The sequence below is a fragment of the Actinospica acidithermotolerans genome (genome assembly GCF_018139625.1).
GTDB lineage: Bacteria > Actinomycetota > Actinomycetes > Streptomycetales > Catenulisporaceae > Actinospica > Actinospica acidithermotolerans.
In genome coordinates, this window is sequence record NZ_JAGSOH010000148.1 from 1 (window position 1) to 15,281 (window position 15,281).

Genomic DNA, 15,281 nt, shown 5'->3' on the forward strand with positions numbered 1-15,281 from the left:
ATCCATGCCACCCGCCCCCATCCGCACCGTATCCGATCAACTACCTCCAGTGTATGTGGCGGGTCTGACAAAAGGTGTGGAATGGGCGATAGGCGGCTGAACCAATACCCCCGGGGCTATCTGAGTCGGGCCGCCGGAGGCGAGTTTGGCGTTGACTTTAGGACGTTGACCTGGACCTTGATGTTGAGGATGTCGGCTTCCAGGGTGGAACCGCAGCCGACGCAGTCAGGCAAAACTGCGAGCAGAGGCGACCCTTCAGCAAGGGATCGGTGTATGGGGGCTGGGAGGTTGGGTGTCTAACAGTGCCCGTGAATGCGGACGACAAGCGCATCGTCGGGCATTGGCCGAAGGTAGCGGAGCTGGGCTTCGGTGAATCCTGATTCGTTTGAAGTGAGGTCAAAGCCGGTGAACGAGTGCTTGCAGGCGCTTCCACAGGCCCCGTGGGTCGCTTGACCGACTCTCCTCGACGCCGTCGACGACGTCGAGTCGGCCCGGCAGCGGACCAGCAGTTCCTTTGGCGGGTGGTCCTCGGTCTCGATCGTCGGGGCGACGGCCGGTGCCAGCGCAGCGACCAGGGCTTCGGGGGCGTTCTTCGCCGTGCACATGACGAGTTCGGCGCCGTTACAGGTGAATCCGATGAATGTTCCGCGAGGTGTCGTCCTTGGCCACGTACGCGCCGGGTGATGCTCGTGGACGGCGGTTCCCTGGAGCGGCCGGTTCAGGACTTCTGCGAGCTTGCTCGTTTCCTCGGCTGAGCGCCTCCTTCGCCAGCGCCGATGCTTGCGAAAGCTGCCACCCTAGACCGCCGCACCGTCCTTTGGCTGGCACCCGTTCCGCCACTCGCAGCGGAACGGGGCGCACCGCGAATCCCTACGCGACTTCAGGGGCCGGGAGTGGCGGCCGGGAAGTCCGCCATCGGGCAGTAGTTCGGATACGTGGCGTCGTACTGATGCACGCCGAACGCGATGCCCTGCTGAGGGTTGGTGGTGACCGGGGGAGTGTCGTCGATCAGGACGAGCGCGTGCCAGCCGGTGACGGACGCGGTGTAGAGCGTGCAGTTGTCGATGACTTGCGTCTTCTGCTTGATCGTGGCGTCGGCGCGGTTTTGGATGAACGTGGAGGAATACGCCGGGTTAGCCTCGAGCAGGAACAGTTCGCTCGCGGCGATCGGGGTGGTGGCCCAGAAGGACTCGCCGGCGGTTAAGTAGATGTCGGCGATCGACACTACGTTGTTGCTGTTCAGGCTCATAAAGCTGATGTCGGTGTCGCCGGCGCCGGTCGTGCCCTGATGGGTCGGCGTGGGAATGCTGACCTCGTTGGAACCGTACTGCGCCTGGATCCAGTAGGAGCCGGCTGTGATGGCGTTCACGAACGGGAAGTACGTCTGGTACGGCTCGGTGCCCGAGTTCGAGTCGACCGCGATGAAGTTCGTCAGTCCGGTGCCGTAGTCGCTCGCCTGGAGTTGGTTGCCGTTCTTGTCGTCGAGCGCGAGGAAGTACTTCGAGCTGGTCGTCGGCTGTATGGCGGTGACCGACCAGTACGGGTGCGACGTGGTGTACGAGTACTGCTGCGAGGCCGAGCCGGTCAGCACGCTGCCGCTCGGTAGGACCGTGCCAGCCGAGGCCGTGCCGGCGTCGGCGAGTATGAGCAGTAATGCGGCACCGGTTACGAATGTCAATGATCTGTTCACAGGTTGCCCTCCCGAGGTCTTGCCGGGAGCGTACTGCCTCGACCGGCCGAGCGACACCGTCCGGCCGCTCCCGAGTCCGCCGGTACTTCGGCCGGGTGCCGGTGTTCGACTTAGATTGGGGGCCCGCCGTCAGATGGTGTGTCGCGGGTCACAGTGGGGCCCTGCTTGCGCGACAATATTAGGTATGCCTTACCTTAGTTCCCATGACTTGGGCTGACGCTGCACCGAACCTGTTGATCGGGTTGCGGGAAGGACTTGAGGCGGGGCTGGTGGTCAGCATTCTGCTGGCCGCGCTCCGGAAGGCCGGCACCGCGCCGGAGGGCGAGGAGCGGCCGGTCTCTACGGCGCCGGTGTGGTTCGGGGTGCTCGGGGCGGTGATGCTGTCCGGCGCGTTCGCGGCGGTGCTGACGTACTCGACGAGCGTTCTCTCCTCGCGGGGGCAGCAGGCGGTGGGCGGTGTGCTCAGCGTGCTGGCGGTCGGGCTGGTCACGGGGATGGTCTTCTGGATGCGGCGGACGGCGGCGACGCTCTCGGCGCACCTGCGCGGGGAGGTGCGGCGGGCGGCGATCCTCGGGGCCGGCGCGCTGACGCTGACCGCGTTCCTGGCCGTGGGCCGCGAGGGTCTTGAGACGACGCTGTTCATGTGGACGGCGGTCAAGGCCTCGGGCTCGACCGTCGCACCGCTGGTCGGCGCGGGCCTGGGCCTGGCCGTGGCGGTCGTGCTGTGCTGGCTGCTCTACCGGCGCGCGGTGCGCATCAACATCGGCGTGTTCTTCAACCGCACGGCGATCCTGCTGATCGTGATCGCCGCCGGCGTGCTCGCGTACGGGCTCGGCGACCTGCAGGAGGCCGGGCTGCTGCCGGGCCAGCAGTGGATCGCCTTCGACATGACCGCGCACATCGATCCGAACTCCTGGTGGGTCTCGATCATCACCGGCATCACGGACCTGTCGCCGAAGCTGACCGTGCTTCAGGTCGTCGGGTGGCTCGGCTACCTCGTCGTTGTCATCCCGGCGTTCATCGGCGCGGGCCGGGCGGCGACCGTGGCGCTGGCGGCCGCGAAGGCAAAGCGCGAGGCTGAGGCGACGGCGACGGCGACGACTGCGACTGCAACGGTAAGTGAGTCGAAGCCCAGGCCGGAGGCAGTGCCGCAGGCCGCCGGGCGGTGGCAGCAACTGGCCGGAAACCGGCCGTGGACTGTGGCCGGAGTGCTCGTCGTCGTGCCCGCGGTGGCCGCCGGGGTGACGATCGCCGCGCTGCCCGCCGCCGCGGCGGCCTCCACCACGACGGTGAAGGTGACCGGTTCGTCGTGCGCGTCCGGATGGACCTCGGCGAGCAGCGGCACGCAGACCTTCGACGTCGACAACGAGTCCGGCAAGGCGGGCGAGATCAACCTCGTCAACGCCGCCGGGGCGATCGTCGGCGAGATCGAGACGCTCGGGCCGGCCACCACCGCCTCGATGACCGCGACTCTCAGTTCGGGCTCGTACACCTTCCGCTGCCTGATGAACAGCGGCTCCGCGGTCGACTCGGCCACGGTCCAGGTCACCGGGAAGTCCCCGTCCGGCACGCCGCTCGCGGTCAAGCCGGTCACCGTGGCCGAGTTGACCGGACCGAACGACCAGTATCAGAAGTACGCCGCGGCCGACCTGGCCACGCTGCAGACGCAGATCGCGACGCTGCGCCGGGACATCGCCGCGAACAACACCGCCGCGGCCGAGGCCGACTGGCTCGCCGCGCAGCTGACCTGGGAGAAGGTAGGCGCCTCGTACGACAGCTTCGGCGACGCCGGCGTCGCGGTCGACGGTTTGCCCGACGGGCTCGAGCAGGGCGTGAACGACCCCGACTTCACCGGTCTGCACCGCATCGAATACGGGCTCTACCACGGTCAGGACGGGGCGCGGCTGCTTCCGGTCGTGGACAAGCTCGCGAGCGAGGTCGCCAGCGTGCAGAAGAACCTCACCACCGACGACATCGCGGGCGACCCGACCAACCTGCCGCTCCGCGCGCACGAGATCATCGAGGACGCGATCCGCGACCACCTGTCCGGGATCGACGACGAGGGCGCCGGCGCGGCGTACGCCATGACGTACGCCGACACGGAAGTCGACAAGACCGTGCTCGCCGAACTCGAATCTCTCATCGACGCCCGCTCGCCGGGCCTCGTCGAGACCGCGGACAGCCAGCTCGCGGCCCTCCAGCAGGCACTGAACGACGCGAAGGTCGACGGCCGGTGGGAGTCGCTCGACGACACCCCGCTCGCCGACCGGCAGAAGGTCGATGCCGCGATCGGCGCGCTGCTCGAGACGCTGGCCTCGGTGCCGGACCTGCTCGAAGTCCCGCCGTCCGCGTCCTGATTCCCCACGATCGAAGGTCCTGCAACCATGTCAGAGCAAGAATCGTCCTGCCCTTTCAACCGCCGCAGCTTCCTGCGCGGCGCGGCGGCGGGCGCCGTGGGTACGGCCGTCACCGGTGGCGTGCTGATCGGCGGCGCCCACGCGGACGCCGATGCCGCGAATTCCGGCGGGGTCGCGACCGCCGAGTCGTACCCCTTCCACGGTGTCAACCAGTCCGGCATCCTCACGCCGGCCCCCGGCGAGAAGCAGGCTTTCTCCTGCTTCGCGGCGTTCGACTCCACCGCGGCGTCGAAGGCTGATCTCACAGCTTTGATGAAGACGCTGACCGAGCGGGCCCGCTTCCTGACCGCGGGCGGCGTGCCGGAGAACCTCGGCATCAGCCAGCCGCCCTCGGACAGCGACGTGCTCGGCCCGGACGTGCCCGCCGACGGCCTGACCGTCACCCTCGGCGTCGGCTCCAGCCTCTTCGACGACCGCTACGGCCTCGCCTCGCTCAAGCCGGCCAAGCTCAAGCCGATGACGATCTTCCCGAACGACTCGCCGGAGTCCGCGTGGATGCACGGCGACCTGAGCCTGCAGCTGTGCGCCAACCACCCGGACACCGTCCACCACGCGATCCGCGACATCGCCAAGCACACGCGCGGCGGCATGCAGCTGCGCTGGAAGATCGAGGGCTACAACTCCCCGCCGCGGCCCTCCGGCACCCCGCGCAACCTGCTCGGGTTCAAGGACGGCACCGCGAACCCGACCGGCTCGCTCGCCTCCGACCTGGTCTGGTCGGCGAGCGGCGAGCCGGCCTGGGCCAAGGGCGGCACCTACCAGGTGATCCGGCTGATCAGGATGCTGGTCGAGTTCTGGGACCGGGTCTCGATCAACGAGCAGGAGACGATGTTCGGCCGCCGCCGCGACTCCGGAGCCCCCCTCGACGGCAACGCCGAGACCGACACGCCGGACTACGCCGCCGACCCGAACGGCGACGTGATCCCGCTCGATGCGCACATCCGCCTCGCGAACCCGCGCACCTCGGCCACCGCGAACCAGCGGATGATCCGGCGCTCGTACAACTACGATCTCGGGCTCGACGAGAACGGCGACATCCAGGCCGGGCACATCTTCGTGGCCTACAACCAGGATCTGGAGCGGCAGTTCGAGACCGTGCAGAAGCGGCTGATCGGCGAGCCGCTGATCGACTATGTCCAGCCCTTCGGCGGGGGCTACTTCTACGCGCTGCCCGGCGTTGCGGACGCGAGCGACTGGTACGCCAGCAGGCTGCTCGCCTAGCCCCGCCTGGCCGCGCCTAGCGCAGTGCGCCGATGACGGTGCCGCTGACGCCCGCCAGCACGATTCCGGCCATGGCCGTGCGTGCCGCGCGGGATCCGGGCGGCGGCACCTTGAAGACCCAGATGCCGGCGCTCGCGTTCACCAGCAGGCTCAACTGCGCGATCGTGAACCCGACGCCGGTGCCGACGCGCGAGACCAGGCCGAGAAGCGCGACGCTGCCGATGCCGAACAGCAGGCCGGACGTGAGCAGCACGGCGCTGTGCCGTGGCGCCGGCCGCACGATGCCGCCGTCGCGCGCCGCGAGCATGATCGCGCCGACGAACATGCCGACCGCGAGCGGGAAGTTGCCGAGTTGGGACGGCACGTGCGCCCACTGCGCGGGGACGAAGTAGGCGCCCCACAGCAAGCCCGCGCCGATCGCGAAGCCGAACCCGGTCCGCAGGGAGATCGCGGGCGCGGCCCTCACGCCGGCGTCACCGGCGCCGTCACCCGCGTCAGCAGAGTTCTGCGATCCGATGATCAGGAAGACGCCGACGAGCACCAGCACGAGGCAGCCGCCCATGATCGTGTAGCGCGCCGCGGTGATGCCGGCGAGCTCGTTGAACAGCAGCGCGCCGAGGATGAACGCGACGATGATGTTCAGCGGCGTCCACGTCCCGGCAGCTCGCGCGAGGCCGATCGTCTCGGTGGCCCGGAACGCGCAGAAGCTGCCGCCCACCCACACGAGGCCGCCGACGAGCGGCAGCCAGAACACCTTCCAGCCCAGCGTGAGCTGTCCGGCGCTGCCGCCGACCACCAGTGCGATCGCCGCGAAGACCAGGTTGCCCGCTGTGACGTAAAGCGTCCTCGTCGACTGCCGGGCCCCCGGCACCGACTGCGCGATCGGTATCCACGAGCCCCACGAGAGCACGATCGCCAGCGAGAGCAGCAGCGTCGTCATTGCCCACCCCTTTGCCGCGCTTTATCCTCGATGATCGAGCATAAAGAGGGGCAGGTCCGATGGCAAGACCCCGTGACGCGCGGTGGGCGGGCGCGCTCGGCATCCTGGGCGAGGTGCGCAGGACGCCGGGCGTCACCCGCGCCGAGGCCGCGCGCCGGCTCGGGCTGGGCAGCGGTTCGGCGACGGAGATCACCGCGCGGCTGCGCGGGCTGGACCTGCTCGACGAGATCCCCGCGCCGGTCGTCGGGCGCGGGCGGCCGACGACGCGGCTGCGGCCGAGTCCGCGGGGGCCGCTGGTCGCGGTCGTCGAGGTGCGCTACGAGGACTGGCGCTGCGCGATCAGCGAGATCGACGGCCGGCCGGTCACGGTCGCGGCACGGCGGCACGGCAGGGGCGGCGGCGAGCAGATCGTCCCGCCGATCGCAGAGGTGCTGAGCGGTCTCCGATCGCGGTACGGGCGACGGCTGCGGGCCGTGTCAGTCGCCGTCGCGGGGGCCGTGCGCCATGGTCGCCTCGTCCAGGCGGCGCCGCTCGAATGGGGTCCGACCGACCTGTCCGGGATGGTGCCGGACGATGCGCTGCCGCTGCTGATCGGCAACGACGCGACGCTCGCGGGCCTGGCCGAGGCGCGCGGCGGGGCCGGGGTGCGCGCGGGGACCGTGCTGCATCTGACCGTCGAGGTCGGGCTCGGCGGCGTCCTCGTCGTCGGCGGAGTCCCGGTGGTTGGGGCCGGTGGCGCGGGCGGCGAGTACGGGCACATGCCGTTCGGCGACCGGTCCGTGCGCTGCCTGTGCGGTGCTCGCGGCTGCTGGGACAACGACGTCGACGGCAGAGCCCTGGCACGTCACCTCGGCGCCCCGCCGCCGGAGGACCCGCGGGCTTTCGCATACGAGGTGCTGCAACGCGCCGCCGCCGCGAACGCTGCCGGCCAGGGGGAAGGCAATGCCGAGGCCGACGCGGTACGGCGCGTGGCGCGGGCGCTCGCGTCCGGGATCGCGGGACTCGTCAACGCGCACGATCCGGACGTCGTCACGCTGGGCGGCGTGGCCCCGCTGATCCGGGCCGCCGCGGAGGAGGAGTTCGACGCCGCGTACCTGGACGGGCTGATGGCGTTCCGCCGCGCCGATCCGATCCCGCTGCGGGCGGTCGCGCTCGGCGACGAGGGCGCACTGATCGGCGCTGCCGCAGCGGGGCTCGACCTCGTGCTGAGCGAGTCGGGCCTGAACGACTGGGCCGCCGACCTGGAAGCGTGACCCGGACCGAGGAGCCCGGACCGCGGGCTCCCGGCACCCCGTACGCCTGACCCCGTACGCCTGACCCCGTACGCCTGACCCCGTACGCCTGACCCCGTACGCCCGACCCCGGACGCCTGACCCCGTACGCCTGACCCTGGACCCGGACCCCGCGTCCCGAACCCGCACGCCTGACCCCCCGGACCCCGAATCCCGACGCCCGGACCCTGCGTCCCCGACTCTGGACAAGCGTGCGTTCTTTGCCTAGCCTCGGCCTCAGGCATACTCAAAAAGTTGAGTATCAGATCTCCGAGGTGATGCGATGCACCCGTTCCGCGCGGCGGTCGAGGCGAGGGACCTGGACGCCGTCGAGGCGCTGCTGGCCGAGGATGTCGTCTTCACCAGCCCGGTCGCCTTCAAGCCGTACCCGGGCAAGCCGATCACCGCCGCGATCCTGCGCGGCGTGCTGCGGGTGTTCGAGGACTTCGAGTACATCCGCGAGATCGGCGATCCGGACGGCCGCGACCACGCGTTCGTCTTCACCGCGACCGTGAACGGCAGGCGGCTGACCGGCTGCGACTTCCTGCACTTCGACGAGGACGGCAAGATCGACGACTTCATGGTCATGGTCCGTCCGCTCTCCGCCGCCCAGGCGCTCGCGGACGCCATGAACGCGCAGTTCGAGCAGATCAGCCGCGAGGCGGTCGCCGGGGCGGCGGCAGACCATGGCGCTGCGTAACGCGATCCTGGCCACGCTGCTGGAGGGGGAGGCGTCCGGCTACGACCTGTCCAAGGGCTTCGACGCGTCGGTCGCCAACTTCTGGATGGCCACGCCGCAGCAGCTGTACAAGGAGCTCGAGGCGCTCGCGGCGCAGGGCCTGGTCACGGCGCGGGTCGTCGAGCAGGATCGGCGGCCGAACAAGCGGCTGTTCTCGCTGACGGACGCCGGACGCGAGGCGCTGCGCGAGTTCACCGCGCAGCCCGCGAAAATCACCGCGATCCGGGACGAGCTGCTGGTCAAGGTGCAGGCCGTGGACGCGGGCGACCTCGACGCCGTGCGCCGGGCCGTCGCCGACCGCCTCGAATACGCGCGGGCCAAGCTCGCCCGCTACGACCGGGGCCGCGCCCGCATGCTGGCCGGCCGCACCGAGGACGAGTACTTCGACCAGGTAGAGCGGATCGGGCCCTACCTGACGTTGATGCGCGGCCGCTCCTTCGAGAAGGAGAACATCCGCTGGGCCGAGCGGGCCCTGAGCATCCTCGACAAGCGCGCCGCGCGCCGAGCCCTCTGACCATAATCAACGAATTGGCTAATGGAGTTCTTGATGAGCAACTACCCACACCTGCTCCAGCCGCTCGACCTCGGCTTCACCACCCTGCGCAACAGAGTCCTGATGGGCTCGATGCACGTCGGTCTGGAGGAGGCGCCGAACGGGTTCGAGCGGATGGCCGCCTTCTACGCCGAGCGGGCACGCGGCGGGGTGGGCCTGATCGTGACCGGCGGGATCGCGCCGAATGAGGCGGGTCGGCCGTACCCGGGCGGCGCGATGCTGACGACGCCGGAGGAGGCGGCGCGGCACCGGGTGGTGACCGACGCCGTGCACGCGGAGGGCGGCAAGATCGCGATGCAGATCCTGCACTTCGGCCGCTACGCCTACCACCCGGAGTTGGTGGCGCCGAGTCCGTTGCAGGCGCCGATCAGCCCGAGCGTGCCGCACGAGCTCACCGACGACGAGGTCGAGGCGACCATCGAGGACTACGTGCGCTGCGCGACGCTGGCGAAGGAGGCGGGCTACGACGGCGTGGAGATCATGGGTTCCGAGGGCTACCTGATCAACGAATTCATCGCGCGTCAGACGAACAAGCGCACGGACCGCTGGGGCGGCGAGTACGAGAACCGGATGCGCTTCCCAGTCGAGATCGTGCGGCGCGTCCGCGAGGCCGTGGGCGCGGAGTTCATCATCGTCTACCGGCTCTCGATGCTCGACCTGGTGCCCGAGGGCTCGAGTTTCGACGAGGTCGTCGAGCTGGCGCGGCGGATCGAGGCGGCCGGTGCGAGCATCATCAACACCGGCATCGGCTGGCACGAGGCGCGGATCCCGACCATCGCCGCGTCCGTCCCGCGCGGCGCGTTCGCGTGGGTGACCAAGAAGCTGATGGGTGCCGTGTCGGTGCCCCTCGTCACGAGCAACCGCATCAACACGCCCGACAAGGCGGAGGAGCTGCTCGCCGCCGGGTACGCCGATCTGGTCTCGCTGGCCCGGCCGTTCCTGGCCGATCCGGAGTTCACGGCCAAGGCCGCGGCCGGAACGCCCGAGGCGATCAACACGTGCATCGGCTGCAACCAGGCGTGCCTGGACCACACCTTCCAGCTGAAGATCACCTCCTGCCTGGTCAACCCGCGCGCCTGCCACGAGACCGAGCTCGTCGTCGCGCCGACCACGGCGCGCAAGAAGATCGTCGTCGTCGGCGCCGGACCGGCAGGTCTGGCGGCGGCCACCACCGCGGGCGAGCGCGGTCACGAGGTGACCCTGTTCGACGCGGCGGACGAGATCGGCGGCCAGCTCAACATCGCGCGCCAGGTGCCCGGCAAGTCAGAGTTCGACGAGACGCTGCGGTACTTCCGCAACAAGCTGGCGGCGACCGGCGTGCAGGTCCGCCTCGGCGCCGCGGTGACCGCGCAGCAGCTGGTCGACGAGCGGTTCGACGAGGTAGTTCTCGCCACCGGTGTGACCCCGCGCATCCCGGAGATCCCCGGCGTCGATGCGCCGATTGTGCTGGGATACCTCGACGTACTGCGGGACAAGGCCCCGGTCGGCCGCCGCGTCGCCATCCTCGGCGCGGGCGGCATCGGCTTCGACGTCGCCGAGTACCTGACCGATCCGGGCAACGACGCGAGCCACGACGTCGCCGCCTTCCTCGCCGGCTGGGGCGTGGACGCCGAGCACACCACCCCCGGCGGACTGGCCACCCCGACCCGCCCCGCCGCGCCGCGCGAAGTGACGATGCTGCAGCGTAAGAGCACGAAGGTCGGCGCGGGTCTGGGCAAGACCACCGGCTGGATCCACCGCACCGAGCTCAAGCACCGCGGCGTCGCGATGATCGCTGGCGCCGTCTACGATCGCATCGACGCCGACGGCCTGCATTACGAGGCCGACGGCGAGAAGCACGTCCTCGCCGTCGACACCGTCGTCCTGTGCACCGGCCAGGAACCCAACCGCGCCCTGCACGACCAGCTCGTCGCGCACGGCCTGACCCCGCACCTGATCGGCGGCGCCGACATCGCCGCCGAACTCGACGCCAAGCGCGCCATCGACCAGGGCACCCGGCTCGCCGCGGCGCTCTGACACGCCGTCGGCCGATCGCGGAGACCTCGGGGCGGCGGCCTCGGACCTACACGTTCCCGCTGCTGAGCACCGAGGACTCCGCGATCAGCCACGTGCCGTTCTGCTCGACGAGGGTGAAGCTCGTACGCTCCTGCGTGTTCGTGCCGTTCTTGTAGTGGTACGTGATGGTCGCCACGACGGTGTCCGGCGGCGTGGCCGTGAGGGTCGAGATCGAGGCGCTCTGGATCTGATCCCAGAACGCCACGTAGTTGGTGTAGCCCTTCGCATGGTTCTTCTGGTAGTCCGTGGTCATGAACTTCCAGGCCGCGGGCAGGTTGCCGGGTACGAGCTGGTAGTAGCTCGATATGGCGGTCGTCAGCTGCTGCGCGATCGTCAGCGTGGACTTCGCGTTCGTCGGCGACGCGGTCGCGGTTGCGGACCTGGAAGCCGCCGCCGACGTGGACGCGGCGGCGGCCTTCGTCGTCTGCGTGGCGGCGGAGTGCGTCGTCGTCGCGGCATTCGTGTTCATCGCCGGCGAGCCGGTCGAGCCGCCGCCCGAGTTCAGGGACGTCACGACGGCCACGGTCAGCACTACGCCGACGGCCAGCAGCGCTCCCGCCACCAGCAGCGTGCGCGGCCGCTTCTTCGGCGGCACGGGCCGGGTGTCGGTCGGAGCTTTTTCGACCTCTGCGACGTTGTCCGGCGGCGCCGGAGCGGCCGGGGCCGACGCCGACGCGACGGGGACCGTCTCGGCCGTGGTCGCCTCCAGCGCCCGCTTCACCAGGGTCATGCTGGGCCGGTCTTCCGGATTGTGGCTCAGCATCCACATCAGCGTGTCCGTCAGCGCGCCGGTCCGTTCGGGCGGCCTGATCTCGTCGTTCACGATCCGCATCAGCAGTGCCATCGCCGTCGGCCCGATGCCGAAGGGCGGCGTGCCCTCCGTCGCGGCGTACAGGGTCGCGCCGAGCGAGAACACGTCGCTCGCGGCGTCGGCGGGCCGGCCCTGCGCGACCTCCGGGGAGATGTAGGCGGGCGTACCCAGCATCTCGCCGGTGGAGGTGACGGTCACGTCGTCGATGGCCCGCGAGATGCCGAAGTCGGTGATCTTCACCGACCCGCTGTCCGAGATCAGGATGTTGCCGGGCTTGACGTCGCGGTGCACGATTCCGGCCTCGTGGGCCGCGATCAGCGCAGAGGCCACCTGCGCGCCCAGCCTGGCCACCTCGGCCGTCGGCAGCACACCGCCCTCGGCCTCGTTCAGGACCTGCGCGAGGCTGCGGGACGGCACGTACTCCATGACGAGGCACGGGCGCCCCTCGTGCTCGACGACGTCGTAGACGGTCACGGCGTGCGGGTGCTGCAGGCGTGCCGCGATCCGCGCCTCGCGGCGGGCCCGCTGGTGCGACTGGTCGATCTGACTGCTGCTCATGCCGAGCGAGTCACGCAGCTGCTTCACCGCGACCGTGCGGCCGAGCATCTCGTCGTGCGCCTTCCAGACCACGCCCATCGCGCCGCCGCCTATGCGGGACAGCTGGCGGTATCGGCCGGCTATCACCTCTAAATCGTCGGTCCCCATCTGAGGCGCCACGTCCCTTCCCGATCCGCTTCGGCCCCCATGATTGCGTATCCCGCCGACTTACTCGTCGACGCCTGTTACACAGAGGGTCCGGGCACCGGGACGTATCAGGACTCCGCGGTCAGGCGGGGGAAGAGTCGCCGTGCGTTCGCGGCGGTCAGCTCACGCCAGGTCAGGTCGGGCGCGGGCGGCGCGGCGCCGTCGATCGAGGCGAGTTGCGCGGTGACTCCGGGGGCGGGCGTCCAGCAGGAATCGCTGCCGTAGAGCAGCCGTTCGCGGCCGAAAGCGTCGATGAGGGTCGGGATCTGCCGCGGGAACGGCGTCCCCGCCATGTCGTACCAGAGGCGGCCGAGCTGCTCCTGCGTCGAGGGCCCGGTGTCGGTGTCGGTGTCGGTGTCGGTGCCGGTGACTGTGCCGGTGCCGTCGCCGAGCCCGAACACCGTGCGGAACAGCTCCATCCGCTCGACGAGCAGCGGAAGCGCGCCGCCGCCGTGCGGGAAGATCCACTCGATGTTCGGATAGCGCGTGAAAACGCCGTTGAACAGCAGATCGCTCGCCGCCCTCGTCGAGTCGAAGATGAACTCGAGCATCGGACGCGGTCTGCCGAGCGCGATCTCCGCGGCGTGCGGCGGCGAAGTGGGGTGCACGAAGACGACCGCTCCACGCCGGTCGAGCTCGGCGTAGAGCGGATCGAAGCTCTCGTGCCCCAGGTAGACGCCGCCGGCGCTGGTCTCCACGGCGATCCCGTCGCTGCCGAGCTCGTCGAGCGCGCGGACCGCCTCGGCCAGCGCGCCGTCCACGTCCGGAAGCGGGATCGACGCGAAGTGGCCGAAGCGGTCCGGGTGCCGGTCCCGCATCGCGGCGCCGGTGTCGTTGACGTGCCGAGCCAGCTCGCGTGCGGCGGCGTCGTCGCCGAAGTGGACGCCGGGGGAGGAGATCGAGAGCATGGCCGTCCCCACGCCCCAGGCGTCCATCGACGCGAGTTGCCCGTCCTCGGTCCACTCCGGCCAGCCGGGCATGCCGTCGGGATGTCCGTGGCCCGCAGACTTCGCCTCCGCCACGTAGCGCGGCGTCAGGAAGTGGGAGTGGACGTCGATGAGCGGCGTGCTCGTGCTCGGCATCGGCGAGACCTCTCTAGCGCGAGAACTTCTTGATCGCCTCGGGGGAGACCGGGGTGAAGAAGTTGACCAGGTTGCCGTCAGGGTCGCGCACCAGGAGTGAGCGGTTGCCCCACGGCATCGTAGTCGGCTCACCGTTCACGAAGTCGGTGCACCACGCACCGACCTCGCGGAAGAGCACGTCGACGTCATCGACCAGGAACTCGATGATCACGCTGCGGTTCTCGGCGGGGCGAGCGGAGTCGGGGGCGAACAGGGCGACGGTGCGGGTGCTCCCGATCGCGAGCGTGCCGGAGGTGGTCGACAGCTCGGCGAAGTCCTCGTTGGCCCAGGCCGCCCGCCCGCCGGTGGCCTTCTCGTAGAACACGACGAGGCGGGCGACGTCGTCGGTGATGATGCGGATCGACACGAGGTTGGCGGGGTTGGCGCGGGTCGCGGGGGTCGCGGAGTTCACGTGGTTCACGGGGTTCACGGGGTTCACGGAGTCAGTGGAGTCAGTGGAGTTCATGACTCGTACGCTAGAGGCAATACCGGACAGAACCTGTCCTCTATATCCGCTAGCCTGAAAAACATGACCCGACCGACCAGCCGAGTGCTCGTACTGCTGGAACTCCTGCAGTCGGGCGGCACGCGCACGGTCGCCGAACTGGCCGAGCGCATCGGCGTGGACGGCCGCACGGTCCGGCGCTACGTGGACCACCTCATCGACCTCGACGTCCCGGTCGAATCGGTGCGCGGCCGCTACGGCGGCTACCGGCTCGCGCCCGGCTACTGCCTCCCGCCGCTGATGCTCGGCGACGACGAGGCCCTGGCCGTTCTCCTCGGCCTGCTCGCCGGCCGCCGCGCCGGACTGGCGACGGCACTCGGCACGGCGGGCGAGACCGCCTCGGCCAAGATCCGCAGAGTCCTGCCGAAGCTGCTGGCCCGCAGGCTCGACTCCGTCCTCGAAGCACTCGCCTTCACCGCGGATCACGCGGATTACGTCGATCGCGCCGATTCCGCTGACCGCGAGGATTCGGCTGGTTCCGCTGATCACGCTGATCACGCTGATTCCGCCGATTCCGCTGATCGGGCCGATTCTGCCGATTCCGCTGATCGCGACGATCGCGCTGGTGCCGCTGATTCCGCGGGTTCCGCGGATCGCGCCGGTCTCGCCGCTCTCGCCACTCTCGCCTTTCCGGACGCGACCGTCCTGCTGTCCGTCGCCGACGCTGTCCGCCACCTACGGCCGATCTCCATCAGGTACACCGACCGTGAGGGCGTCCCCAGCGAGCGCATCGTGCACCCGTACGGGATCGTGAGCCACGAGCGTCGCTGGTACGTCCGGGGGATGGATGCCGGGATCGCCGAGGAGCGCACCTTCCGCCTCGACCGGATCACCGACGTCAGGACGCTGCCGGGCATGTTCGAGCCGCCGGCCGAGCACGAGGACCCGGCCCGCAGCGTGCTCACCGGCTTCGCCACCGCCGCGTACCGCCACGAGGTGACGGTCATCATTCATGCGACGGCCGAGCACGTCCGGTCCCGCCTGCCCGCGAGCCTGGCGGTGGTAGAGCCGGTGACCGGAGCCCGCTCCGTCCGCGTCGAGATGCGCGTCGAGTCACTCGACTGGCTCCCTGCCGTCCTCGCGTCACTCGACCGGCCCTTCGAGATCGAGCGCCCAGACGAGCTACGCGAGCGCGTCCTCGCCTTGGCCGACCGACTCGCAACCAGCGCCCGTGCCGGGGGCGAGGGCGCGCTCGCGTAGCTCGTCTGGGCGCT

12 protein-coding genes are annotated in these 15,281 nt (G+C 70.1%); 7 read left to right on the plus strand and 5 right to left on the minus strand.

Annotated elements, in window-relative coordinates; all coding sequences use genetic code 11:
• Positions 1-880: 880 nt before the first annotated feature.
• On the minus strand, positions 881-1,690 hold the full coding sequence (locus KDK95_RS30500; RefSeq protein ID WP_212521797.1) for a hypothetical protein: 810 nt from the start codon (positions 1,688-1,690) through the stop codon (positions 881-883).
• Positions 1,691-1,893: 203 nt separating this feature from the next.
• Here KDK95_RS30500 and efeU point away from each other — a divergent pair, with 203 nt between their 5' ends.
• Both efeU and efeB read left to right on the plus strand, forming a co-directional pair.
• Positions 1,894-4,047 (plus strand): iron uptake transporter permease EfeU, encoded by a 2,154-nt coding sequence (efeU, locus tag KDK95_RS30505; protein WP_212521798.1) that lies wholly within the window; start codon positions 1,894-1,896, stop codon positions 4,045-4,047.
• 27 nt (positions 4,048-4,074) lie between these two features.
• Positions 4,075-5,328 (plus strand): iron uptake transporter deferrochelatase/peroxidase subunit, encoded by a 1,254-nt coding sequence (efeB, locus tag KDK95_RS30510; RefSeq protein ID WP_212521799.1) that lies wholly within the window; start codon positions 4,075-4,077, stop codon positions 5,326-5,328.
• Between the two features lie 16 nt (positions 5,329-5,344).
• On the opposite strand, the gene KDK95_RS30515 is transcribed toward efeB, so the two are convergent.
• The gene (locus KDK95_RS30515; protein WP_212521800.1) at positions 5,345-6,268 is read right to left on the minus strand and encodes a GRP family sugar transporter; all 924 of its coding nucleotides are present in this window, start codon (positions 6,266-6,268) and stop codon (positions 5,345-5,347) included.
• Between the two features lie 59 nt (positions 6,269-6,327).
• Here KDK95_RS30515 and KDK95_RS30520 point away from each other — a divergent pair, with 59 nt between their 5' ends.
• The 4 genes from KDK95_RS30520 to KDK95_RS30535 all read left to right on the plus strand — a co-directional run bounded on the left by KDK95_RS30520 (position 6,328) and on the right by KDK95_RS30535 (position 10,847).
• A complete protein-coding gene (locus KDK95_RS30520; RefSeq protein WP_212521801.1) occupies positions 6,328-7,521 on the plus strand; it encodes an ROK family transcriptional regulator in 1,194 nt (397 codons plus the stop codon).
• Between the two features lie 301 nt (positions 7,522-7,822).
• Positions 7,823-8,239, plus strand: a complete 417-nt coding sequence (locus KDK95_RS30525; RefSeq protein ID WP_212521802.1) for a nuclear transport factor 2 family protein — start codon at positions 7,823-7,825, stop codon at positions 8,237-8,239.
• Positions 8,226-8,792 (plus strand): PadR family transcriptional regulator, encoded by a 567-nt coding sequence (locus tag KDK95_RS30530; protein ID WP_212521803.1) that lies wholly within the window; start codon positions 8,226-8,228, stop codon positions 8,790-8,792. The genes KDK95_RS30525 and KDK95_RS30530 overlap by 14 nt, the downstream gene beginning before the upstream one ends.
• A gap of 33 nt (positions 8,793-8,825) precedes the next feature.
• Positions 8,826-10,847 carry an NADPH-dependent 2,4-dienoyl-CoA reductase gene (locus tag KDK95_RS30535; protein WP_212521804.1) on the plus strand — a complete coding sequence of 674 codons (2,022 nt, stop codon included), beginning with the start codon at positions 8,826-8,828 and terminating at the stop codon, positions 10,845-10,847.
• A gap of 46 nt (positions 10,848-10,893) precedes the next feature.
• On the opposite strand, the gene KDK95_RS30540 is transcribed toward KDK95_RS30535, so the two are convergent.
• The 3 genes from KDK95_RS30540 to KDK95_RS30550 form a co-directional block, all read right to left on the minus strand.
• Positions 10,894-12,381 (minus strand): serine/threonine-protein kinase, encoded by a 1,488-nt coding sequence (locus tag KDK95_RS30540; RefSeq protein WP_212521805.1) that lies wholly within the window; start codon positions 12,379-12,381, stop codon positions 10,894-10,896.
• Between the two features lie 128 nt (positions 12,382-12,509).
• Positions 12,510-13,523 carry an amidohydrolase family protein gene (locus tag KDK95_RS30545; RefSeq protein ID WP_212521806.1) on the minus strand — a complete coding sequence of 338 codons (1,014 nt, stop codon included), beginning with the start codon at positions 13,521-13,523 and terminating at the stop codon, positions 12,510-12,512.
• A gap of 13 nt (positions 13,524-13,536) precedes the next feature.
• Entirely contained in the window at positions 13,537-14,028 is a 492-nt protein-coding gene (locus KDK95_RS30550) for a VOC family protein (RefSeq protein WP_212521807.1), read from the minus strand.
• A gap of 63 nt (positions 14,029-14,091) precedes the next feature.
• Here KDK95_RS30550 and KDK95_RS30555 point away from each other — a divergent pair, with 63 nt between their 5' ends.
• Entirely contained in the window at positions 14,092-15,267 is a 1,176-nt protein-coding gene (locus KDK95_RS30555; protein WP_212521808.1) for a helix-turn-helix transcriptional regulator, read from the plus strand.
• Positions 15,268-15,281 lie beyond the last annotated feature (14 nt).